The following is a 23247-nucleotide window of genomic DNA, read 5'->3' as shown; positions in this document are numbered from 1 at the left end:
GCCCCATGACGGAGAGGCTTGGGCTCGATCCAAATCGAGAGGAACCCATGTCCATCCGTCACCTCACGCTGGCGCTCGCCGCCAGTACGGCGCTCGCCACTGCGCAACCCTGGCCGGCACTGGCGCAATCCCCGACAACGCCGTCCGCTGCCATGCCGGCGACCGATCCGAACGCCAAAGCCGATCCCGACATGGCGAAGGTGCTGGCCGCCCTGGCCGCGCTCGGCCCGAAGCCGATCGAGAGCCTCGCCCCGGGCGAGGCGCGTCGCCAGCCGAGTGCGGCGGACGCGATCATGAAGGTCATCAAGGACGAGAAGATCGACGCGAAGCCCCATGCGGGCCTGACACTCTCGAACAGCCGTTTCGCTGACATGGGCAACCTGAAGCTGCGCTATTACGTGCCCGAGAATTCGAACAAGGATTCGAACCTTCCGATCATCGTGTATTTCCGCGGCGGCGGCTGGGTGATCGCCGATCTCGACACCTACGACGCGTCGGCCTCGGCGCTCGCCCGCAAAACGGGCGCCGCGGTGATCTCGGTCGACTATCCGCTCGCGCCCGAGAACAAGTTCCCGGCTGCGCATGACGAAGCGGTCGAGGCCTACAAGTATATCCTGAAGAACGCCAAGGGCTGGGGCTACGACCCGACGAAGATCGCCATCGTGGGCGAGAGCGCCGGAGGAAACCTTGCCGTCAACACCGCGGTCGCGGCGCGAGACCAGAACCTGCAGAAGCCGGTCGCCGTCGTCTCGGTCTACCCTGTCGCGTCTTCCAGCCTGGACACTCCTTCGAAGAAGGAGGATGCGAGCGCGAAACCCCTGAACACGCCGATGCTGGGCTGGTTCTTCAGCCATGTCCTCCGCAACGATGCGGACAAGCAGGATCCCCGGCTGAATTTGGTCGCGGCCAACCTGAAAGGTCTTCCGCCGGTCACCGTGATCAACGCCGAGATCGACCCGCTTCGATCGGATGGCGACATGCTGGTCGAGACGCTGAAGGCGGCGGGCGTGGACACGACTCACAAGCTCTATTCGGGCGTGACCCACGAGTTTTTCGGAATGGATGCCGTGGTCGCGAAGGCGCGTGAGGCGCAGGATTTCGCGGTCATGCAGATCAAGAAGGGCTTCGGCTCGGGCTCATAGCCGGCATCTCGGCACTGTGCGATCCGGCCCGGTCTGCTCGGCAGGCCGGGCCGCTTCGTGGTCGACATCATTTACGGGCGGGAGGCGGGCGACGTAGAACGCGGGAGAGGAAACCGCATAAGGCAGAACACAATGGACCGACGATCCATCCTGAAGGGAGCCGGCCTCGGCGCCGGGCTCGCCGCTTCCCTCCAGGCGCCGGCGATCGCGCAGACCCAGCCCGAGATCCGCTGGCGGATGGCCTCGTCCTACCCGAAGAATCTCGACACGCTCTACGGCGCCGGCGTCCAGATCGCGAAACGCGTCGCTGCCGCGACCGACAACAAGTTCCAGATCCAGGTCTTCGCGGCGGGCGAGATCGTCGGGGGGCTGCAGGTTCTCGACGCGGTCGGCAACGCCACCGTCGAATGCGGCTACACCCTGTCCAGCTTCTATGTCGGCAAGGACCCGACCTTCATGTTCGAGGCCTCCGTCCCGATGGGCCTCAACACGCGCCATCACAACGCCTGGATGATCCATGGCGGCGGGCTCGCGTTGGTGCGCGAGTTCCTGGCCGACCTGAACATCGTCAACTTTCCGGCCGGCAATACCGGGGCGCAGATGGGCGGCTGGTTCAAGAAGGAGATCAACTCGCTCGAGGATCTCAAGGGTCTCAAGTTCCGGATCGCCGGGATGGGAGGCCAGATCCTGGCGCGGCTCGGGGTCGTTCCGCAGGTCCTGGCCGGGGGTGACGTGTATCCTGCGCTCGAGCGCGGGACGATCGACGCGATCGAATGGGCAAGCCCCTACGACGACGAGAAATTCGGCTTCGTGAAGGTGGCCAAGAACTATTATTATCCGGGCTTCTGGGAAGGCACGGCCGGCACCTCGCTTTATTGCAACAAGGACAGGCTGGCGGCCCTGCCGGAGAGCTATCGCAACGTGCTCGAGGCGGCCTGCGCCGAGGCGAATCTCTGGTGCCTGGCGAAATACGACGCCGAGAATCCCGACGCCCTCCGGCGCGTCGTCGCGCAAGGCGCTCAGCTGAAGGCCTTCCCGCGCGACGTCATGGATGCCTCTTACCGGGAGGCCTTCAAGCTCTACGGCGAGATCGCCGCTCAGAATCCGAAGTTCAAGAAGATCTACGACCATTGGAGCGCCTTCCGGGAAAAGGAACTGCAATGGTTCCGGGTCGGTGAATTCCCGTTCGACTTCTTCATCTACTCGCAGCGCAGCTAAGCCCGTGAGCGCAGCATCGCCACCGCCGGTGAGTTGGTTCTCGCGATGGGGAGGCCCGCAGACGCTTCGCTTTGCCAACGGGGTGAGGGCGCGGCTCCGGCTGAACGAGACCGTGCCTCTCCTCAGCCTCGGCCTCATCGGGCTGTTCGGCTGGGGCTTCGTCACGCTCGCGGGTGAGGTCCTGGACGGCGAGACATTCGGTTTCGACCGGGCCATCCTGCTCGCGCTGCGAATGCCGGGCGACCTCTCGAATCCGATCGGCCCGTCATGGATGGAGGAGAGCGCGCGCGACATCACCGGCCTCGGCGGCCATGTCATCCTCACCCTGATCACGGTCTCGGCTCTGGCCTATCTTGTCATGACCGGCCGGCGACATGCCGCCATGCTCGTCCTCGTCGCGATCGGGGGCGGAATGATCCTGAGCGCCCTCCTGAAACTCGGTTTCGACCGTCCGCGTCCCGACCTCGTCCCGCACGGGGCCCGGGTCTATACGGCAAGCTTCCCGAGCGGCCATGCCATGCTGTCGGCCGCGACCTATCTCACCCTAGGCGCGCTGCTCGCCCGCGTTCATGCCGAACGGGCCGTGAAGCTGTTCTTCCTCGGCGTGGCCGTGGCCTTGACGATCCTGATCGGGGCTTCGCGGGTCTATCTCGGCGTGCACTGGCCGTCGGACGTTCTCGCGGGCTGGTGCGGTGGCGCCGCCTGGGCGGGGTTCTGCCAGTATGTCGCGCTTCTGCTTCAGCGGAAGGGCAAGGTCGAGCCGCCGGCCATCGGGTCTGCGGCCGGCGCGGCCGTCACGACGCCGTAACCAGCCGGGGACCACCCTCGCGCCGCGCTGGGTCGGTTTGGCCGATCAGGTCGCGCCGCCGCTCAGCGATGCTGGCCCTTGCCCCGTCGAGGGCGAGCACGAGGGCCGTACTGGCCCGCGGCCCCGAGGAGTGGTCGCGCGCATGCTCGACCGCCCGGGACAGCAATCCGTCGATCTCCGCGCTGAGCTCGTCCAGCATGGCGATGTTCTCCGCGCCGCGAGCCTCGGACAGGATGGCGATCAAGCGATCGAGCACGTCGTCGATCTTCTCGCGTCCTCGCCGCCGGAAGCGTTGGTAGAAGGCCGCCACGGCCGAGAGGAGGCCCGAGCCGAAGAACGCCCCGAGATAGATCCAGTCGCCATAGCGATCCATGACGCTCTGGGTTTCGCGCTGGAAGTAATCCACCGAGCCCGGGTGGTTCGGCAGCGTGGCGGACGTGGCGGAACTCGCCGTATCCATCTCGGGCGCCCGCATGGAATTGGCCGACCGGGCCACCATGGCAAGGCGCGACCGTGTCTGGAACAGCGACTCCGTCAGAAGCGCGACGACGGAGCGGTCGAGGTCCTTGTGGGCCATCAGCCGATAGCTGACGCCGACGGTCTTCACGTCCTCCTCGGGCCGTTTCGGGCGGCTGCCCCAAACCCCCGCCGGGATGGTCGCGGAGGCGAGTTCCGGACGGCTATGGACCAGGGCGTCCAGGCCCTCGACCCCGAGCACGTCGACCTTGCCGTCATAGCCGGACGCGAGCGCCCGGACGAAGGTCGAGGCCATCATGCCGGTGGGCGCGGTCACGATCGCGGCCGCCTGGATCCGACCCGCCTTCAGGGCCGGCAGGATGGCTTCCTCGGCGAGGGGCAGGACCTTCACGTCCTCGACCTCGACATGTTTCAGGATGGTCGTGATGAGGCCTGGATCCCCCTCATGCCCGAGGACCACGCCGATGGCCTTGCCCGACAGGGCGCTCAGGTCGGAGATCGTGCCCTCCGGGGCCACGATGATCGCCGCAGCCTCCCGCATGATGGCGAGGGTCAGCCCGTTTTCCGGGACGCGGATGTCGGGCCGCACGACGGCCAGGTCGGCCTTTCCGTCGTCCAGCACCTTCGCCGACTCGGCTAGCCCGGCACTCGGCGCGATCCGCAGCCGCAACGCCACCCGCTGCGATTTCAGCTGCTGGGCGAAGGTCTGGAAAAGCCGGGTTTCCGGCGAGTCGGCCGGGCCGACCACCACGGTGAGCGTCGTCGGCGCCGTGAGATAGGCGTAGCCCACCCCTGCCGCGATCAGCGCAGCCGCCAGGAAAACAAGGAGCTTGTCGATGGTCAGGCCTCCTTCAATGCGCATCCGGTCCCGTCCCTACCTTTCCCGAACGGCGGGCGGCAGAGATCGTTGCCTCGTGCGACGACGCGATCGGCCTCGCGCCTCGCGCTTCTACGGCGACAAATCGGGCCGAACTATGCGGGCCAGGTCCGACCCGCCTATATGTCCGGTTTCCGGAACGAGACGAGGAGTTCGAGATGACGATCAAGACGGCGAAGGCGATCTGGAGGGGGACCGGCAAGGAGGGCGAGGGTCGGATATCGACGCAATCGGGCGTCCTCGACAACACGGCCTATTCCTTCAAGACGCGATTCGAAGACGAGAAGGGCACAAATCCCGAAGAGTTGATCGCCGCTGCCCATGCGGGCTGCTTCTCGATGGCGCTCGCCTTCCAGCTGCAGGCGGCCGGGCTCACGCCGACGTCGCTCGAGACGGATGCGGCCGTGACCCTCGACAAGGATGGCGCCGGCTTCAAGGTCACGAAATCCGCCCTGAAGCTCTCGGCCGAGATTCCCGGGATCGACAAGGCGAAGTTCGACGAGCTGGCCAAGGCCGCCAAGGAAGGCTGCCCGATCTCGAAGCTTCTGAACGCCGAGATCACGCTGGAGGCGACGCTTCGCTGACCCGCGCGCGGCGCGGTTGACCGGCGGACCACCCGGTGGTTCACCCATCTCCCGCGCCGCTTCTTCCCAGGGCTGCGGCCCAACAGGTTTCCGATGATCCGTTCGCCGTTGATCAGCGTCATGACCGACGCGGTCATGAAGGCCGCACGTTCGCTGAAGCGCGACTTCGGCGAGGTCGAGAATCTGCAGGTGTCCCGCAAGGGTCCGGGCAACTTCGTCTCGGCCGCCGACCACCGCTCCGAGGAGATCCTGCGGGCCTCGCTCGAAAAGGCGCGCCCGGGCTACGGCTTCGTGCTGGAGGAGGGAGGCGTGGTCGCCGGCAGCGACGCCACCCACCGCTGGCATATCGATCCGCTCGACGGCACGACGAACTTCCTGCACGGCATCCCGCATTTCTGCATCTCGGTCGGGCTCGAGCGCGAGAACCAGATCGTGGCCGGCGTGATCTACGATCCGATCAAGGACGAGATGTTCATGGCGGAGCGCGGCAAGGGCGCCTTCGTCAACAACCGGCGCCTGCGGGTGGCTGGGCGGCGGGAGATGGCCGACGCGATAGCATATTGCGGTCTCCCGCATATCGGCCGTCCGGCCCATCCCCGCTTCCTCGCCGAACTCACCACGGTGATGTCGACCTGCGCCGGGCTCCGCCGGATGGGGGCGGCGGCGCTCGACATGGCTTATGTCGCGGCTGGCCGGGCCGACATCTATTGGGAACGCGACATCCAGACCTGGGACATCGCGGCCGGGATCGCGATCCTGCGCGAGGCCGGCGGCTACGTGTCGGATTGCGATGGCGGCAGCGACCCGATGCAGACCCTCTCGGTCTGCTGCGGCAACGAGATCCTGCACGGCCAGTTTCTCGCGCTGCTGAAATCGTCCCGACGGGTGCCGGCCGCGGCCGGCGAGGCTGCGCCGGCGGGTCGCGCTTGATCCGCGCCGGCGGTCCGGCCACACTGGCTGAGCGATGTTGAACCCTTCGCCGATCCCGGACGTGCGGCCGCTCTCCTCGCCGCGGATCTATCTTGTCCGGATGGCGGTCTTCCTCATCCTGTGCGGGTTCCTGGTCCTCGTCCTCTACCGCCAGCTTCTGACCGCCTTCTTGGGCAATCCGGGTCTCAACGCCGTGATCATCGGCGTTCTCGGCGTCGGCATCGTGCTCGCGGTCCGGCAGGTGTTCCGACTCTTCCGCGAGATCCGCTGGGTCAACAATGTCAGCGGCGCGAACAGCCGGACGCTCGCCCGGCCGCCTCTTCTCCTCGCGCCTGTCGCCGCGCTGATCGGCGATCCCCGCTCGCGGGCGACGCTGTCGGTCGCGACCATGCGGTCGATGCTCGATTCCATCTCGGCGCGGCTCGACGAGAATCGCGAGCTCGTGCGCTACCTGGCCGGGCTCCTCGTCTTCCTCGGCCTTCTCGGGACGTTCTGGGGCCTGATCGACACGGTGAATTCGGTCGGTCGCATCATCGGTTCGCTCCGGACCGGGGCGGAGGCCTCGATCCTGTTCGACGAACTCAAGACAGCACTTGCGGCCCCGCTGGCCGGCATGGGCATCTCGTTCTCGGCCTCGCTCTTCGGTCTCGCCGGATCGCTCGTCCTTGGCTTTCTCGATCTCCAAGCCGGCCAGGCCCAAAACCGCTTCTACACCGAGCTCGAGGATTGGCTCGCCACCGCCACGACCGGCGACGCGCTCGGTTTCGCCTCCGAGGGCGGTGAGCCGGCCGCCGCCCAGCCCGATGTCGCGGCGGCGCTGAACCGTCTGGCCGATGCGGTCGGCCGCGGTAGCGGCGACAGGTCGGCTGAGGCGATCGCGAGCCTGGCCGACAGCATGCAGGCCGCCGTCCAGCATATGCGCTCCGAGCAGCAGGTGGTCCGCACCCTGGTCGAGGCTCAGGTCGAGCGTGACCGGGAAATGCGGGCCATGATCGAGCGGCTCGGGCGCGAGCGGGTCGTCTGATGGCCGGGCTGCGCGCCGGTCGCCGGGCGCCGCTGAATTACTGGCCGGGCTTCGTCGACGCGCTCGCCACGCTCGTCCTCGCGATCGTGTTTCTGCTGTCGATCTTCATGCTCGGACAATTCTTCCTCGCACGGGAGATTTCCGGGCGGGACACCGTGCTCGATCGACTGAACCGGCAGCTGGCCGAATTGACCGATCTCCTCGCCCTGGAACGTTCTGGCCGCCGGCAATTGCAGGACCAGGTCGACGGGCTCCGCACGACGATCCAGGCGGGGGATTCCGAACGGGGCCGGTTGCAGGCCGAGCTCGATCGAACGGCCGGCGCCGACCAGCGGGCGACCTCCGCCGGCAGCGCGATCGACACCGAACGCGCCGCGACGTCCAGGGCCAACGCCACGATCGACCTCCTGAACCAGCAGATCATGGCCATGCGCCGGCAGCTCGCCGCGCTCGAGGAGGCCCTCTCCGCTTCGGAGACTCGCGATCGCGAATCGCAGGCCCGCATCGCCGATCTGGGCAGCCGGCTCAACGTGGCCTTGGCGCAGCGCGTGCAGGAGCTGTCGCGCTACCGGTCGGACTTCTTCGGCCGGCTTCGACAGGTGCTCGGCAACCGCAGCGACGTCCGCATCGTCGGGGACCGCTTCGTGCTGCAGTCGGAAGTCCTGTTCCAGGCCGGGAGGGCGGAGCTTCGCCCCGAGGCGAACGGCGAACTCGACCGGATCGCCGCCGTGATCCTCGACGTCGCCAAGGACATACCGCCGGACATCCCCTGGATCCTGCGGGTCGACGGCCATACCGACGCCCGTCCGATTCAGTCGGCCGCCTTTCCGTCGAACTGGTCGCTCTCCTCGGCGCGCGCCATCTCCGTCGTCCAATATCTCGTCGGCAAGGGCCTGCCGCCGCAGCGGCTCGGCGCTACCGGCTTCGGCGAATTCCAGCCTCTCGAACTCGGCACCACGGACGAGGCCTATGGCCGCAACCGGCGCATCGAGATGAAGCTCACGGAGCGCTGAGGGTGCGCGCGAGAGCGATGGTCCGCTCCTGCCGGCGAAAGCCGGCACCCAGCTTCTTTCACGGGACTGGATCCCGGCTTGCGCCGGGATGAGCGGCAACATAGCTCCCCCCCGTCGCAGTGACTCCCTCGTCGATGCCCCGGCCCGGAACGCGGTCGACCGCTTCGCGTCCGAGCGCCTGAAACCGTGGCTGCGGCTGGCCCGCTATGACCGGCCGATCGGCTCCTGGCTCCTGATGTGGCCCTGCCAATGGTCGGCGGCGCTCGCCGCCATCGCAGCCGGCTCGACCCGGCAGCTCCCGGCGCATCTCGCGCTCTTCCTCGTCGGTGCCTTCGTCATGCGGGGCGCTGGTTCGACCTGGAACGACCTCCTCGACCGCGACATCGATGCCGCCGTCGAGCGCACGCGTGGACGGCCCATCGCCTCGGGCCTGATCCGGAGGCGCCACGCCCTCGTCTTCGCCGTCCTGCAATCGCTGGTCGGCTTCCTGGTCCTCATCCAGTTCAACGGTTTCGCGATCGGACTCGGAATCGCCTCGCTCGGCATCGTCGCGGTCTATCCGTTGATGAAGCGGATCATGGGCTACCCTCAATTCGTCCTCGGCCTCTGCTTCGCCTGGGGCGCGCTCATGGGTTGGGCCGCGCTCTTCGGGGCGCTCGCTTGGCCGGCCGCGATCCTCTATCTCGGGTCGATCGCCTGGGTGATCGGCTACGACACCGTCTACGGCCACCAGGACCAGCGCGACGATGCCGTGATCGGCGTCCGCTCGACCTCCCGCAGCTTCGGGCGGCATTCCCGCCGCATCATCGCCGGGCTCTACGTCGCCACCATCCTTCTCCTGGGTGTCGCGATCCTGGGTGCCGGGGGAGGGTGGCCGAGCTGGCTCGGCCTCGCCGCCTTCGCGGGCCATCTCGCCTGGCAGGTGATGCGGCTCGATCCCGACCGGCCGGATGTGTGCCTGATGCTCTTCCGGTCGAACCGCGATGCCGGCGCTCTTCTCTTCGCCGGCCTCCTGGTGGACGCGCTGCTGCGCTGAACCGTGGGAGCGCGGCTCAGCGCAGAGCAGCCTCGATGCGGGTGAGCGCCGCGTCCCGGATGCCGAAGGCCCGGAGCGCCAGGACGGTGCGGTCGAAATAGTCGAGGCAGGTTCCGAGTTCGCCGGCGGCCGCCCGGATGCGATCTGCCGTGGTCTCTTCCGAGAGGGGGCCGGAATAGCGGGCATGGGCGCGGTTCGCCACGAAGGTGACGGCCCGGACGGGTCCCGCCTCGGTCTCGACGCTGACCCAGCGGGCCAGATAGGCGCCTGACAGCATCTCGCGACGCCAGACGAGGAGCAGTTCCTCCCGGCCGCGCTTCGCCGCGATCCGGAACGCCATGCCGCGGCAGACGCCGCCGCGGTCAAGGGCCAGCATCAACCCCCGGCAATCCGGCGACCCGCGGCCGCGCGACAGCCAAAGGCAAAAGCGGCGATGCCAGCCCCGGACCGTCCCGAGCCGCTGCTCCTCATGCAGGAAGGCGGGGTTCCACATGAGCGAGCCGTAGCCGAACACCCAGACGTCCTGCCCGGCCGGGTGCGCCGAGAGCGTCGAGTCGAGCGAGGCGTCGAGCTCCTCGTCCGACCGGACCGTATAATCCGGCGTCGCACTCGCCCGGATCGCCCTGAGATGCGACCCGTCGCGCAGCCGCTCGCGCGTGATGACGAAGCCGTCGCGTCCTGTCTGCGTCCCGCCGTCACTCACCTGAGGTCACCTCTCGCCCACCGCGGCGGTGCAAGCCGCTTGCCGACGTCTCGCCGCCCGCCGACGACACATAAAGACATCCTTATATGTTGATTGCCTCCCGCGGCCGGCGATGGTAGACGGAGCCATCTCCGAAACCAGATGGACAGACCGGTCATGTCGCAGCCGTTGAGAACAGCCGAGCCCCAGGGCGATTACATCGTGGCCGATATCGGCCTCGCCGGATGGGGCCGCAAGGAACTCAACATCGCCGAGACCGAGATGCCGGGCCTTATGTCGGTCCGCACCGAATATGGACCGAGCCAGCCCTTGAAGGGCGCCCGGATCGCCGGCTCGCTGCACATGACCATCCAGACCGGCGTGCTCATCGAGACGCTGAAGGCGCTGGGCGCCGACATCCGCTGGGTGTCGTGCAACATCTACTCGACCCAGGATCACGCCGCCGCCGCGATCGCGGCCGCCGGCGTCCCGGTCTTCGCCATCAAGGGCGAGTCGCTGAAGGATTACTGGGACTACACCCGCAAGCTCTTCGAATGGGGTGACGGCGGCATGCCGAACATGATCCTGGACGACGGCGGCGACGCGACCATGTTCGTCCATCTCGGGCTCCGGGCCGAACAGGGCGACACGGCCTTCCTCGACAAGCCGGAGAGCGAGGAGGAGGAAATCTTCTTCGCTCTTCTGAAGAAGACGCTGGGCGAGAAGCCCAAGGGCTGGTTCGCGGAACTCGCCAAGGCGATCAAGGGCGTCTCGGAAGAGACCACCACCGGCGTCCACCGCCTCTACGTCATGGAGAAGGAGGGCAAGCTCCTCTTCCCGGCGATCAACGTCAACGACGCGGTCACGAAGTCGAAATTCGACAATCTCTATGGCTGCCGGGAATCGCTGGTCGACGGCATTCGTCGCGGCACCGACGTCATGATGGCCGGCAAGGTCGCCATGGTGGCGGGCTTCGGCGACGTCGGCAAAGGCTCGGCCGCTTCGCTCCGCAATGCCGGCTGCCGCGTCATGGTCTCCGAGGTCGATCCCATCTGCGCGCTCCAGGCCGCGATGGAAGGCTACGAGGTCGTCACGATGGAAGAGGCCGCCCCGCGGGCCGACATCTTCGTCACCGCGACGGGCAACAAGGACGTGCTCACGATTGAGCATATGCGGGCCATGAAGGACCGGGCGATCGTCTGCAACATCGGCCATTTCGACAACGAGATTCAGGTCGCTGCCCTGAAGAACTACAAGTGGGACAACATCAAGCCGCAGGTCGACGAGGTCGAGTTCCCGAACGGTAAGCGGATGATCCTTCTCTCGGAGGGGCGGCTCGTGAATCTCGGCAACGCGATGGGGCATCCCTCCTTCGTCATGTCCGCCTCGTTCACGAACCAGACGCTTGCCCAGATCGAGCTGTTCACCAATCCGGGCAAGTACGAGAAGCGCGTCTACACGCTCCCGAAGCATCTCGACGAGAAGGTGGCGGTCCTGCATCTCGAGAAGATCGGCGCGAAGCTGACCAAGCTCCGGCCCGACCAGGCGGCCTATATCGGCGTGTCCGAGAACGGCCCCTTCAAGCCGGACCACTACCGCTACTGAGAGTCTGAAAGCCGCGGACGGGGCCGGTGTTGCGGCCCCGACACGCCGGGCGAGCCCCGTGGGTCCCGCCCGGCAAAAGCGTCCGTTAACGCCTTTCGGGCGGAGTCGGCGGGGCATTAAGCTGCTATGATTCGGGCGGCGCGGTTGTCAGTTCGTCCTCGCGCATCCCTCATATCGACACAGCTTGATGAGCCGCGCGAGGATTTCGATTCCCAACATGGGCCGTCCCCGCAGGAACTCGGCCATCGACCGGTCCGGCCAGCGTCTGCAGACGCTCTGCCTGTTGGTCGGCGGCGCTATCGCCCTGGCCTCATGCCCGATCCAGGCGTCGGCCGAGACAGGGGTCGGGGGCATGCTCGGGCAGCTTCCGTTCTTCGACACCCGGAGCGCGATCGGGTCGTCCGTCCTCCTCGGCATCATCATCTTCTCGACGACGCTCGCGATCATGTATGTGAAGGAGCGCCAACGCTGGCAGGACGGCGAGCGGGCGAACGAGCTCGAACTCGCGCGCCTTCGTGGCGCCGACGATCGGGCCGGGTTTCTGCTCGGGTCCGAGCGCCAGGTCGTGATCGTCTGGAACGGCGCCGACCCGGTCGTGGAGGGCGACCCCTCCCTGGTCGGGGAAGGTGCGAATTACCGCCGCGTCCTCGCCTTCGGGTCCTGGCTCGCAGCCGCCGATGCGGGCCGGTTCGAGGCCGCGCTCGCCGTTCTGCGGGAGCGCGGCGAGGCCTTCCGGATGACGCTCGAGACCGCGTCCGGCTCCTATGTCGAGGGCGAGGGTCGCACGATCGTCGGCCGGGCGGTGCTTCGCCTCCGCGACGTTTCCGATGATCGGGCCGCCCGCCTGTCCGCCGAGACGGATGCTCTGCGGGCCAGGGACGAACTCGCCCGGCTGCGCGCCTTGCTCGACGCGGTCGAGGAACCGGCCTGGCTTCGCAACGAAGCTGGGGGCCTGGAATGGGCGAACCGGGCGTATTGCGCTGCGGTCGAGGCCGGAAGCGTCGACGTCGCGACGGCGCGCTCGCTCGAGCTGCTGGACCGCAAGGAGCGCGAGGCTGCCGCGCGGCGCTGCGCCGACGGCGAGATCTTCCGCGCCCGGGTTGCAGCCATCATGGCCGGGTCCCGGCGCGTGCTCGACATCACCGAGGCGCCGCTTTCCGGCCTATCCGGTCCCGGCGGCGTATCCGGCCGGGTTCGGACCGGCGGCCTCGCGCGGGACGTCTCCGACCTCGAAGCGCTGCGGGCCGAGATCGCCTCTCAGACGCAGGCGCATGTTCGCATGCTGGATCAGCTGCCGATCGCGGTCGCGATGTTCGATTCCGGCCAGAGGCTCGTCTTCCATAATAGCGCGTATCGCCAGCTCTGGTCGCTCGACGCCGCCTTCCTCGAGGGCCATCCCAGCGACGGCGAGATCCTGGACCGGCTTCGCGCCGCGCGCCGCCTGCCCGAACAGGCCGATTTCTGGAGCTGGAAGGCAAGCGTCCTCGAGACCTACCGGTCGCTCGAATCGACCGAGACCTGGTGGCACCTGCCGGACCGCCGCACGCTCCGGGTCGTCGCCAATCCGAGCCCGCAAGGGGGGCTGACCTACCTGTTCGACGACGTCTCCGACCGAATGGATCTGGAGTCTCGCGTCAACGCCCTGATCCAGGTCCAGCGCGAGACCCTCGACACCCTGGCCGAGGGCGTCGCCCTGTTCGGCCAGGACGGACGCCTCAAGCTGTTCAATCGGGCCTTCGCGAATCTGTGGCGTCTCGACCAGGCCATGCTGGACGGCTCCCCCCATATCCAGGCGATGGTCGAGCACGGCACACGGCTCGCGCCGGTCGAGGGCCCCTGGAGCGACCTCGTCTCCGCCGTCTCGGGCCTGTCCGACAGGCGGGAGCGTTCCGGCGTCCGCATGGAGCGGCTGGACGGGTCGGTGCTCGATTGCGCGGCCGAACCGCTGCCGGACGGCGCGACGCTCCTCACCTTCGTCGACGTGACCGCGAGCGTGAATGTCGAGCGGGCGCTCACGGAGCGGAACGAGGCGCTCGAACTTGCCGGGCGGCTTCGCAACGAGTTCGTGCATCACGTGTCCTACGAACTCCGCTCGCCGCTTACGAACATCATCGGCTTCGCCGAACTGCTCGGCGCCGAGACCGTCGGGCCGTTGAACGAGCGGCAGCGCGAATATACCGGTCACATCACGCGCTCGTCGGGATCGCTGCTGGCGATCATCAACGACATCCTCGACCTCGCCTCGATCGACACCGAGACGATCGAGCTCGCCCACGAGCGGGTCGACATCCTGCAGACCATTGAGGCGGCCGCGCTCGGTATCCAGGACCGCCTGGACGAGACGAAGCTTCGCCTCCAGATCGACGTTCCGGCCGGCATCGGCAGCTTCTCGGGCGACGCGAAGCGCGTGCGCCAGATCCTCTACAACCTGATGTCGAACGCGGCCGGCTTCTCCTCGCCCGGGCAGACGATCCGGGTCTCCGCCCGCAAGGAGCAGGACGAGGTGATCATCGCCGTCACGGACGAGGGCCGGGGCATTCCGCAGGATGTGCGCGATCGGGTCTTCGACCGGTTCGAAAGCCACACGGCGGGCAGTAGCCATCGCGGCGTCGGGCTCGGCCTCTCGATCGTGCGCTCCTTCGTCGAGCTGCATGGCGGGCGAGTGGAGCTCGTCTCCGAGCGCGGCGCCGGCACCACCGTCACCTGCCGCTTCCCGGCGGACGGACGGCCCTCGCAGCAGCTCGCCGCGTCGATCCCGCCGGACGAGGAGCCGTGAGCGTCGAGGATCCGGGTGCGGAGGCGCCTCCGGCCGCGCTCCCCGGCCCGGCCGGGCCCGACGGCGAGGTCGTGTTCCTGGCCGACGAGGAGGCGACGATCGTCCTCGGCGCCCGGATCGGCCAGGAGCTCGAACCCGGGGACCTCGTCGCGCTGCATGGTGAGATCGGGGCGGGCAAGACGAGCCTCGCCCGGGCGATCCTGCGCGCGCGTCTCGGCCAGCCCGACCTCGAGGCGCCGAGCCCGACCTTCACACTGGTGCAGAGCTATGACGGCCCGAAGGGCGCGGTCGTGCATGTCGACCTCTACCGGATCGAGCGCGAGCACGACCTCGTCGAGCTCGGCTTCGAGGAATGGCGGGACACGGCCGCGATCCTGGTCGAATGGCCGGAACGGGCGCCCCATCTGCTCGACCGACCGCGCCTGGACGTCGCCATCGAGATCGACGCGGAAACCGGGGGCCGGCGGGCCTTGCTATCGGGCGAGGGCCCGCTACTCGAGCGGTTGCGGCGCCGCCGTGCCGTCGATCGCCTCCTGGCGACGGCCGGCTGGGCGGAAGCGCGCCGTCTTCCGATGAGCGGCGACGCTTCGAGCCGCCTCTACGAGCGGCTCGTGCAGCCGTCGGGCAAGCGCGGCGTTCTGATGATTTCGCCGCCCCGGCCGGATGGGCCGCCGGTCCGGCGGGGCCGGCCCTATAGCCAGATCGCGCATCTGGCCGAGAGCGTGCACGCCTTCGCGGCGATGGATCGCGCATTGATAGCGCAGGGTTTCAGCGCCCCCCGCATCCTGGCCGAAGACCTGGAAGCCGGGCTGCTGCTCATCGAGGATCTCGGCACCATGCCGGTCGTGGATGGGGACGGCCCTATCCTCGAGCGCTACGCTGAAGCGACTCGCCTTCTCGCCTCGCTTCACGGGCGGTCCCTGCCCGCCGAACTGCCGGTCGGGCCCGAGCGCGATCATGTGCTTCCGCCCTACGACATCGACGCGCTGCTGATCGAGGTCGAACTGCTGATCGACTGGTATTGCCCAGACGTGGTCGGAACCGAACCCTCGGGCTCCGTTCGGGCCGAATTCGTGCATGCCTGGCGCGAGGCGCTGGCCGACATCGTCGCCGGGCCGCAGACCTGGATCTTGCGGGACTACCATTCGCCCAACCTGATCTGGCTCGCCAACCGGTCGGGCCTGGCCCGGGTCGGGCTGGTCGACTTCCAGGATGCGGTCCTGGGGTCTCCCGCCTATGACGTGGCCTCCCTTCTTCAAGACGCTCGCGTGACCGTGCCGCCCGACCAGGAGCTGAAACTCCTCGGCATCTACGCCGCTGCGCGGCGTGCGGCGGAGCCCGGCTTCGACACCGCCGCCTTCGCGACGGCCTACGCCATCATGGCCGCGCAGCGCGCGACCAAGATCCTCGGGATCTTCGCCCGGCTGAACCGGCGCGACGGCAAGCCCCAATATCTCGAACACCTGCCCCGGATCCGGACCTACCTGCTCCGCAACCTCGAACACCCGGCGCTCGCGCGGATGAAGGGCTGGTACCAGGCGAACATCCCGCAGCTCTTTCCGGGCGAGCCGGCGGCCGACGACGGTCCGCACGTCAGCCCGACGCCGGAACCTCCGGTTGGGCAAGGCCTGAGCGCGATGGTGCTGGCGGCCGGTCTCGGCCAGCGCATGCGGCCGATCACCGATACCTGCCCGAAACCTCTCGTCCGGGTCGGCGGGCGCGCGCTGATCGACCACGCGCTGGCCCGCTTGCGAGAGGGCGGGATCACCAAGGTCGTCGTCAACGTCCACCATCTGGCCGACCAGATCGAAGCGCATGTCTCGGGCGTGGACGGCCTCCGTATCACTGTCTCGGACGAGCGCGACGCGTTGCTCGAGACCGGCGGGGGCGTGAAGCGGGCGCTTCCGCTCCTCGGGCCCGAATTCCTCGTGATGAACTCCGATTCCCTGTGGACGGAATTCGGCGCCGGCAATGTCGGCCGCCTCCTCGCCGCCTGGGATCCGGACCGGATGGACGCGCTCCTTCTCCTCGCCGACCGGGACAGCCTGGGCTATGACGGCGCGGGCGATTTCGACGCCGATCCGGACGGCCGCCTCACCCGCCGGCAGCCCGGAGGGGTCGCGCCGAACGTCTATGCGGGCGTCGCGATCCTGAAGGCCGCATCCTTCGCCGACACGCCGGACGGCGCCTTTTCGCTGAACCTCCTCTTCGATCGTGCGATCGCCGCCGATCGGCTTTATGGTCTCCAACTCGATGGCGAGTGGCTGCATGTGGGAACTCCGGAGGCGATCCGGGCCGCCGAGGAGCGCCTCGCCGCGGCCGGTTAGGACCGGCCAGTCTTGACCGCGCGAGCGGGCGAGGCCCGCGTCTTCACCATCCCGGCCGGCACGCCGTTTCTTGCCACCCTGGCCGATGCTTTGCTCGACGGCCGCCTGACGGACGGCTGGCCCAAGGGCGCCGAACTCGCCGACGCCACCATCTACCTGCCGACCCGGCGGGCCGGGCGCGCCCTGACCGCGCTCCTCGCCGACCGGGCGGCGGGTCGCGCCGCGCTGATGCCCCGCATCGTCCCGCTCGGCGAGCAGGACGGAGACGCGGCCGCGCTCTCCGCGTCGGGCGCACGGCCGCCGCTCACCGCACTCGAGCGCCGGCTGATCCTTGCCCGGCTCGTCCAGGCCTGGGCCGCCCGGGCCGACCGGCCCGAGGAACTCGCGGGTTCTCCGGCCGATGCCGTCGCGCTCGCCGGTGACCTCGAGGGGCTGATGGACGCGCTCGCGACCGAGGGCGTGCCCTGGGAGGCTCTGCAGCAGGCGGTCGAGACCGACTTCTCCACCTATTTCGCCCTGACGCTCCGCTTCGTCCGGATCGCGCATGAGGAATGGCCGCAGATCCTGGCGATCCGGAGCGCGAGCGATCCGGCCCGCCACCAGCATGACGCGCTCGGGGCCGATGCCGACCGACTCGCGGCTTTCCCGCCGAGGGGACCCGTGATTGCGGCCGGCTCGACCGGCTCCGTCCCGGCGACGGCCCGGCTCCTCGCCGCCATCGCCCGGCTGCCGACGGGCGCCGTGGTCCTGCCCGGCCTCGACACGCATCTCGACCCCGCCGCCTGGGATTCGATCGGGGGAGGCGAGGGCGGTCCGGCATCGGCCGATCCGATCTGGGGCCACCCGCAATTCATGATGCGGCGGCTCCTGCACGACCATCTCCGGGTCGGACGCGAAGCCGTCCGCATCCTGGGTCCCGCGCACCCCGCGGCTGCGCCCGCGGAAATGCGGCGCCGGCTCGTCTCCGAGGTGATGCGGCCGGCCGAGACGACCGACAGCTGGGCCGCGCTCGTGCCGGCCGACCGTCAGGCTGTCGCGGAGGCCGGCACGGCCGGACTCGCCCTGGTCGAAGCGGCGGACGAGCGCGAGGAGGGCCTCGCCATCGCGATCGCCTTGCGCGAGACCCTGGCAAGCCCGGGCCGGATCGCGGCCCTCGTGACGCCGGATCGTGGCCTCGCCCGGCGCGTCTCCGCGGAACTCGGACGCTGGGGCGTCGAGGTCGAGGATTCGGCCGGCCTGCCGCTCGGCGACAGCCCGGCCGGCCGCCTCGCCCGTCTCGCGGCAGAGGCCGTAGCGCTCGACTTCCACCCCGTCCGGGTCCTGGCCCTGCTCGCCCACCCGGCCGTGACCCTTGGCCTCGCCCGCGAGGAGGTCGAGCGTGCCGCCGCCGCCCTCGAGATCGGCGCGCTCCGGGGACCCGCGCCCCGGCCCGGCCTCGACGGAATCGCGGCAGCCCTCGCGCTCCGGCACGACGAACTCGGCCCCCACGACCCGCTGCCGCGCCAATCCCTGTCAGAAAGCGACTGGAAGGCGGCCGGCGACATCGTGCAGCGGCTGAAAAGCGCTTTCGCCGGCTTCGTTGAGTCTGCCGGGGAAGCGCTCGAGCGTGGTGCGTCCTTCGAGGCCCCGCTGCGCGGGGCACCTCAGGATGAGGACCGTCGTGAAATCCACCCAATTCCTCATGCTGAGGTGCTCGCCGAAGGCGAGCCTCGAAGCACGCAGGACGGCTCAACGTCACCGGACAACACCGTCGACCTCGCCGCCCTCGCATCCCGGCACGCGGACACGATTGCGGCCCTGACCGAGCCGGCCTCCGGGACGGAGGCGCCCGACCTGCACGGCCTCTCGGCGCTGCTCGACCTGTTCGACGATCTCGCCCTCTCGGCCGGGCGGGAGCATGCCGTGGTGGGCGGCTTCGCGGATTATCCGGCCTTCTTCCTGGTCCTGGCGCGCGAGCGGCTTCTCGCGCCGGAGGCCCGGGCCGCGCATCGGCGCATCCGCATCCTCGGCCTGCTCGAGGCCCGGCTTCTCGACATCGACCGGGTCGTCCTCGGCGGACTCGACGAGGGAATCTGGCCGCCGGTTCCGGAGACCGACTCCCTCCTCAACCGGCCCATGCGGCTGGCCCTCGGCCTCTCTCCGCCGGAGCGGCGGATCGGGCAATCCGCGCATGATTTCGCGCAGGCGCTCGGCTGCGCCGACGTGGTCATGACGCGCGCGCGCAAGCGGGACGGCAAGCCGACGGTGCCGTCGCGCTTCCTCGAACGCCTGAAGGCCTTCGCGGGCGAGCCGTCCTGGTCGGCCATGACCCGGCGCGGCGGTCGCTTCCTGCATCTCGGCGCAGCGCTCGACCGGCCGCGGGCCGTCGTGCCGCTCCGGCGGCCCGCGCCGCAGCCCGGCGCCGAGCGCTTCCCGCGCCGGCTCAGCGTCACCGAGATCGAGACGCTGGTGCGCGATCCCTACGCGATCTATGCCCGGCATATCCTCAAGCTGTCGGCGCTCGATCCCGTCGCGACCCGTCCCTCGCTGGGCGATCGTGGCACGATCCTGCACGAGATCCTGGCCAGCTTCGCGGCGGCCTATCCGGGCGCGCTCCCGGCCCATGCGCGCGACGACCTCCTCCAGCGCGCGCTCGACGCCTTCGCGCCGCTCCAGCTCGCCTATCCGGAGCTCTACGCGCTCTGGGTGCCGGAATTCGAGCGCATCGTGCCGCGCTACCTCGCCTGGGAGGAGGAGCGCCGCGCCGGGCTGGCCGGCCTTGATGCCGAGAAATATGGCCGGCTCGACATCCCGCTCGCCTCGGGCGAGCCGCTGAGCGTGCGAGGGCTCGCCGATCGGATCGAGATTTCGGACCGCGGGCAGGCCACCATCGTGGATTACAAGTCGGGCCGGATGCCCTCGGTGAAGGAGGTGCAGATCGGCTTCTCGCCCCAGCTGACGCTCGAAGCCGCCATGTTGCAGGCCGGCGGCTTCGACGGCGTTCTCGCGGCGATCCCCGTTCCGGATCTCCTCTACGTCAAGCTCGGCGGGCGCGACCGGCTGAAAGCGCAGGAGATCAAACCAAAGGACGGGAAGTCCCTGGCCGAGATGGTCGACGATCATCTCGCCGGCCTGACCCGGCTCGCACGGCTCTATGCCGAGGAAGGGGCAGGTTACATGTCCCGCCCCTACGCTCAGTATGCGCGGCGCTTCTCCAGCTACGACCACCTCGCCCGCGTCGGCGAATGGTCGGTGACGGATGGCGGGGACAGCGAGGCATGAGCGCCGACCTCCTGGTTCCGGACGAGACCCGGCTGCGGCAGCGCCGGGCCGCGGACCCGGCCGCCTCCGTCTGGGTTTCCGCCAATGCCGGGGCCGGCAAGACCAAGGTCCTGACCGACCGGGTGATCCGGCTGATGCTCGCCGGCACGCCGCCGGCCCGTATCCTGTGCCTCACCTTCACCAAGGCGGCTGCCGCCGAGATGACGATCCGGGTCTTCGACAAGCTCGGCGCCTGGGTCACGATGGACGATGCCAGGCTCGGCGTGGAACTCGCCGACCTGACCGGCGAACGCGCCGGCCGGCAGATCCTGGCCGAGGCGCGACGTCTCTTCGCCCGCGCCGTCGAGACGCCGGGCGGGCTCAAGATCGAGACCATCCACGCCTTCTGCGAGCGCGTCCTCCACCTCGTCCCCTTCGAGGCCGAAGTGCCCTCGCGCTTCGCCGTGCTGGACGATGGCCAGGCCGCCGAACTGCGGGCCGAGGCCCGGGCCGCGATCCTGACCGAGGCCATCACGGGCGGCGAAGGCCGGGCCGACCTCGCCCGCGCGCTCGACATCGTCTCCGCCCAGGCCTCGGGCGAGGCGATGACGAGGCTCGTCGACATCGCCGTCGCGGATCCGCGCGTGCCGGGCGATCCTGACGAGATCGGGGACGCGGCCGAGCGGCTCAGGATCGAACTGGCGCTCGCACCCGGCGAGACCCCCGACGCCATCCGCCGCCGGGTGATCGAGGATGGCATCCCGGCCTCGGAATGGCCGGCGCTCGCGGCAGCCATCCGGGCGGCCGGCAAGGCGACCGACGGCAAGCGGGCCGACTCGCTCGATCGCGCCGCCGCCACCGCAGACCCGGCCGGCTGCTACGTGGAATACAGCTCGGTCTTCCTCACCGAGGGCCGGGCCCGGGCCAGCATGCTGACCAAGTTCGTGCCGGCCGAGGTGAAGGACCGGATGCTGGCCGAACAGGCCCGGATCGTGGATCTCTCGGAGCGGCTCTGCGCCGCCGCCGCGCTGGAGCGGACCGTCGCGCTCTATACGCTGGCAGGCGCGGTGCGGGCGAAGACGGTCGAGCTCAAGCGGCGGCTCGGGGCGCTCGATTTCGCCGACCTGATCTCGAAGACGCTGCAGCTCTTCCAGCGCGGGGCCGCGCCCTGGATCCTCTACAAGCTCGATCGTGGCATCGATCATGTCCTGGTCGACGAGGCGCAGGACACCAATCCGGAACAGTGGCAAATCCTGCGTCACCTCACCGAGGAGTTCACGGCCGGCGAGGGCCGGCCCGCGAGCACGCCCCGGACCGTCTTCGCCGTCGGCGACCCGAAACAGTCGATCTACTCCTTCCAGGGTGCGGATCCGCGCCTTTTCGAGGAGAGCCGGCAGCATTGGCGAAGCCGGCACGACGCGGCGCGGCTGCGCTTCGTGGATGTGCAACTCGACGTCTCCTTCCGGTCGGCGCCGGCGATCCTGGGCGCGGTCGACGACACCTTCCGGGTCGCCTCCCATTTCCAGGGGCTCTCCTTCGACGACGCCGTGACCGGGACCGCCCATTCGAGCGCGCGCCGGGCAGCGCACGGCCATGTCGAGATCTGGCCGACCGAGCTTCCGGGCGAGGCCGATCCGGACCCGGATGCCTGGGCGCTCCCGGTCGACGAGCCGGAACGGACCATGCCGGCCGTGAAGGTCGCCTCGCGCGTCGCCGAGGCCGTGCGCTGCTGGACGACGCGGCCCGATGCCGAGACGGGCCGCATCTGGCATCCGGGCGACATCCTGATCCTGGCCCGGAAGCGGGGGCCGGCCTTCTTCGCCGTGATCCGGGCCCTGAAGGCGGCCGGCGTCCCGGTCGCCGGTGCCGACCGGATCGACATCAACGAGCACATCGCGATCTCGGATCTCGTGGCGGCCGGGCAGGCGGCCTTGCTGCCTGGGAACGATCTCGTCCTCGCGGCCGTGCTGAAATCGCCGCTCGTCGGCCTCGACGACGACGACCTGATCCGCATCGCGGGCGATCGCGAGGAGGGCGAGTCGCTCGCGGACGCCTTGGCTCGGATGGCGCCCGGCGACGCCGGCGCTCGCAACGGGCACGAGGCAGTGGCTGGATGGCGCGAACTGGCCCGCGGGCACGGCCCCTTCGGCTTCTACGCCACCCTCCTCGGACCGGGCGGCGGGCGGCGCCGACTGGTGGAACGACTCGGCGGCGAGGCTGCGGACGCCATCGACGTCTTCCTGTGCCGGGCGGCCAATGCGGAGAAAGGCGGGGAGGCGCCGTCGCTGACCGCCTTCCTGGCCGGGTTCGAGGCGGCCGAGCATGTCATCAAGCGCGACCCCGAGGCGGCGGGCGATCAGGTCCGGGTCATGACGGTTCACGGCGCGAAGGGTCTGGAGGCGCCGCTCGTCGTGGTGCTGGACGGGTGCGACGTGGCCGGACGGGACCCGGAGCTGATCGGCGTGCCGGCTCCGGGTGGCGAGCCGATCCCGGTCTGGGTCGCCGACAAGGCAAGCGACCCGCCTTCGGTCGCAGCCGCTCGGGCCGCGCTCCAGGCGCAGGGCCGCGAGGAGCATAACCGGCTCCTCTACGTGGCCCTGACACGGGCGCGGGACAGGCTCGTCATTGCGCCCTTCACGACCCCGCGCGGCAAGGAGCCGCCGGAAGCCTGGTGCGCCATGGTCCGGCGCGGCTTCGAGGACGCGACCCGCGCCCTCCACCGGACCGAGATGCCCTACGGCATCGTCGATCTCTGGCGCGACGCGGTCGGCCCGGCGGCGGAGCCTCGGCCGGCGTCATCTTTGCCGGAGCTGGACGTCCCGGCCTGGCTGCACCAGCCGGCCGAGCCGGAGCCCGAACCGGCGCCGCCGCTTCGGCCATCCGGCGCGCTCGCCGCGGCAGATCGGCCTGTACCCTCCCGTTGGTCGGCGACCCGGCGCTCGGACGCGCGACGGCACGGCATCCTGGTCCATGCCCTCGTGGATGCGCTCGCGCTCCTGCACGAGCGGGAGCGTGGGGCTGCCGCGGAGCCCTGGCTCGCGGCGCGCGCTCCGGCTCTCGCTTCGGCAGGTCGAGAGCGGGTCGTGGCCGATGCCCTGCGGGTTCTGGGCGAACCGCGCCTCGCCGCCTTGTTCGGCCCGGGTTCGCGCGGCGAGGTCGCGATCTCCGGTCTGATCGGGTCCGCTGGCCATGAGCGCTCGGTCACGGGCCAGATGGACCGGCTCTGGATCGGGCCGTCCGAGATCCTGGTGGCCGACCTGAAGACGGGTGCGCCGCCCGCGGACGGAGCGGTGTCGCCGACCTATCTCGCGCAGCTCGCGATCTACCGCACGCTTCTGGCCGCGATCCATCCGGATCGGCCTGTCCGGGCCCTGCTCGTCTGGACAGACGGGCCAACCATCGTCGAACCCGACGGTGAGACGCTTGCCGGTGCCCTCCGGTTAGCCCTGGCCGGGCTTCCTTGACCCGCACGAGCCGCGTTCTTACGTCTCGGTCTACACACGCCCGC

Annotated in this window: 15 protein-coding genes; 13 read left to right on the top strand and 2 right to left on the bottom strand. The window is 69.5% G+C overall.

All coding sequences use genetic code 11. The annotated features are described in order from the left end of the window. Nucleotides 1–47 precede the first annotated feature (47 nt). From ACFE87_RS02660 to ACFE87_RS02650, 3 genes are all read left to right on the top strand, one after another. On the top strand, nucleotides 48–1142 hold the full coding sequence (locus ACFE87_RS02660; RefSeq protein ID WP_375458061.1) for an alpha/beta hydrolase: 1095 nt from the start codon (nucleotides 48–50) through the stop codon (nucleotides 1140–1142). Between the two features lie 132 nt (nucleotides 1143–1274). Beyond that, nucleotides 1275–2360 (top strand): TRAP transporter substrate-binding protein, encoded by a 1086-nt coding sequence (locus ACFE87_RS02655; RefSeq protein ID WP_375458060.1) that lies wholly within the window; start codon nucleotides 1275–1277, stop codon nucleotides 2358–2360. 82 nt (nucleotides 2361–2442) lie between these two features. Continuing rightward, entirely contained in the window at nucleotides 2443–3168 is a 726-nt protein-coding gene (locus ACFE87_RS02650; protein WP_375458059.1) for a phosphatase PAP2 family protein, read from the top strand. On the opposite strand, the gene ACFE87_RS02645 is transcribed toward ACFE87_RS02650, so the two are convergent. Further along, nucleotides 3155–4507, bottom strand: coding sequence for a TAXI family TRAP transporter solute-binding subunit (locus tag ACFE87_RS02645; protein WP_375458058.1), 1353 nt, complete (start codon nucleotides 4505–4507; stop codon nucleotides 3155–3157). The two genes, ACFE87_RS02650 and ACFE87_RS02645, sit on opposite strands and share 14 nt — an antisense overlap. Before the next feature lie 173 nt (nucleotides 4508–4680). Between ACFE87_RS02645 and ACFE87_RS02640 the strand changes: the two genes are divergently transcribed. The 5 genes from ACFE87_RS02640 (at nucleotide 4681) to ubiA (ending at nucleotide 9109) form a co-directional block, all read left to right on the top strand. Then, the gene (locus ACFE87_RS02640; RefSeq protein ID WP_375458057.1) at nucleotides 4681–5106 is read left to right on the top strand and encodes an OsmC family protein; all 426 of its coding nucleotides are present in this window, start codon (nucleotides 4681–4683) and stop codon (nucleotides 5104–5106) included. 93 nt (nucleotides 5107–5199) lie between these two features. Further along, on the top strand, nucleotides 5200–6036 hold the full coding sequence (locus tag ACFE87_RS02635) for an inositol monophosphatase family protein (protein ID WP_375458056.1): 837 nt from the start codon (nucleotides 5200–5202) through the stop codon (nucleotides 6034–6036). Between the two features lie 34 nt (nucleotides 6037–6070). Then, nucleotides 6071–7060, top strand: coding sequence for a MotA/TolQ/ExbB proton channel family protein (locus ACFE87_RS02630; RefSeq protein WP_375458055.1), 990 nt, complete (start codon nucleotides 6071–6073; stop codon nucleotides 7058–7060). Beyond that, a complete protein-coding gene (locus tag ACFE87_RS02625) occupies nucleotides 7060–8073 on the top strand; it encodes a peptidoglycan -binding protein (RefSeq protein ID WP_375458054.1) in 1014 nt (337 codons plus the stop codon). The genes ACFE87_RS02630 and ACFE87_RS02625 overlap by 1 nt, the downstream gene beginning before the upstream one ends. An 88-nt stretch (nucleotides 8074–8161) precedes the next feature. Continuing rightward, the gene (gene ubiA, locus ACFE87_RS02620; protein ID WP_375458053.1) at nucleotides 8162–9109 is read left to right on the top strand and encodes a 4-hydroxybenzoate octaprenyltransferase; all 948 of its coding nucleotides are present in this window, start codon (nucleotides 8162–8164) and stop codon (nucleotides 9107–9109) included. A 16-nt stretch (nucleotides 9110–9125) separates the two neighbouring features. Here ubiA and ACFE87_RS02615 read toward each other — a convergent pair whose 3' ends face one another. Next, nucleotides 9126–9812 carry a gamma-glutamylcyclotransferase gene (locus tag ACFE87_RS02615; protein ID WP_375458052.1) on the bottom strand — a complete coding sequence of 229 codons (687 nt, stop codon included), beginning with the start codon at nucleotides 9810–9812 and terminating at the stop codon, nucleotides 9126–9128. Nucleotides 9813–9968: 156 nt separating this feature from the next. Here ACFE87_RS02615 and ahcY point away from each other — a divergent pair, with 156 nt between their 5' ends. The 5 genes from ahcY (at nucleotide 9969) to addA (ending at nucleotide 23203) form a co-directional block, all read left to right on the top strand. Then, on the top strand, nucleotides 9969–11396 hold the full coding sequence (gene ahcY / locus ACFE87_RS02610) for an adenosylhomocysteinase (protein ID WP_375458174.1): 1428 nt from the start codon (nucleotides 9969–9971) through the stop codon (nucleotides 11394–11396). A gap of 217 nt (nucleotides 11397–11613) precedes the next feature. Then, nucleotides 11614–14172 (top strand): PAS-domain containing protein, encoded by a 2559-nt coding sequence (locus tag ACFE87_RS02605; RefSeq protein WP_375458051.1) that lies wholly within the window; start codon nucleotides 11614–11616, stop codon nucleotides 14170–14172. Next, a complete protein-coding gene (gene tsaE, locus ACFE87_RS02600; RefSeq protein ID WP_375458050.1) occupies nucleotides 14169–16499 on the top strand; it encodes a tRNA (adenosine(37)-N6)-threonylcarbamoyltransferase complex ATPase subunit type 1 TsaE in 2331 nt (776 codons plus the stop codon). The genes ACFE87_RS02605 and tsaE overlap by 4 nt, the downstream gene beginning before the upstream one ends. Nucleotides 16500–16511: 12 nt before the next feature. After that, nucleotides 16512–19760, top strand: coding sequence for a double-strand break repair protein AddB (addB, locus tag ACFE87_RS02595; protein ID WP_375458049.1), 3249 nt, complete (start codon nucleotides 16512–16514; stop codon nucleotides 19758–19760). After that, complete coding sequence (gene addA / locus ACFE87_RS02590; protein ID WP_375458048.1) at nucleotides 19757–23203, top strand: double-strand break repair helicase AddA; 3447 nt, start codon at nucleotides 19757–19759, stop codon at nucleotides 23201–23203. Before addB ends, addA begins: the two co-directional genes overlap by 4 nt. Nucleotides 23204–23247: the final 44 nt, after the last annotated feature.

This window comes from uncultured Enterovirga sp., assembly GCF_964242715.1.
Taxonomy (GTDB): domain Bacteria; phylum Pseudomonadota; class Alphaproteobacteria; order Rhizobiales; family Beijerinckiaceae; genus Enterovirga.
Note: the sequence above shows the minus strand (reverse complement) of the source record. Positions and strands in the feature narration are given on the sequence as shown.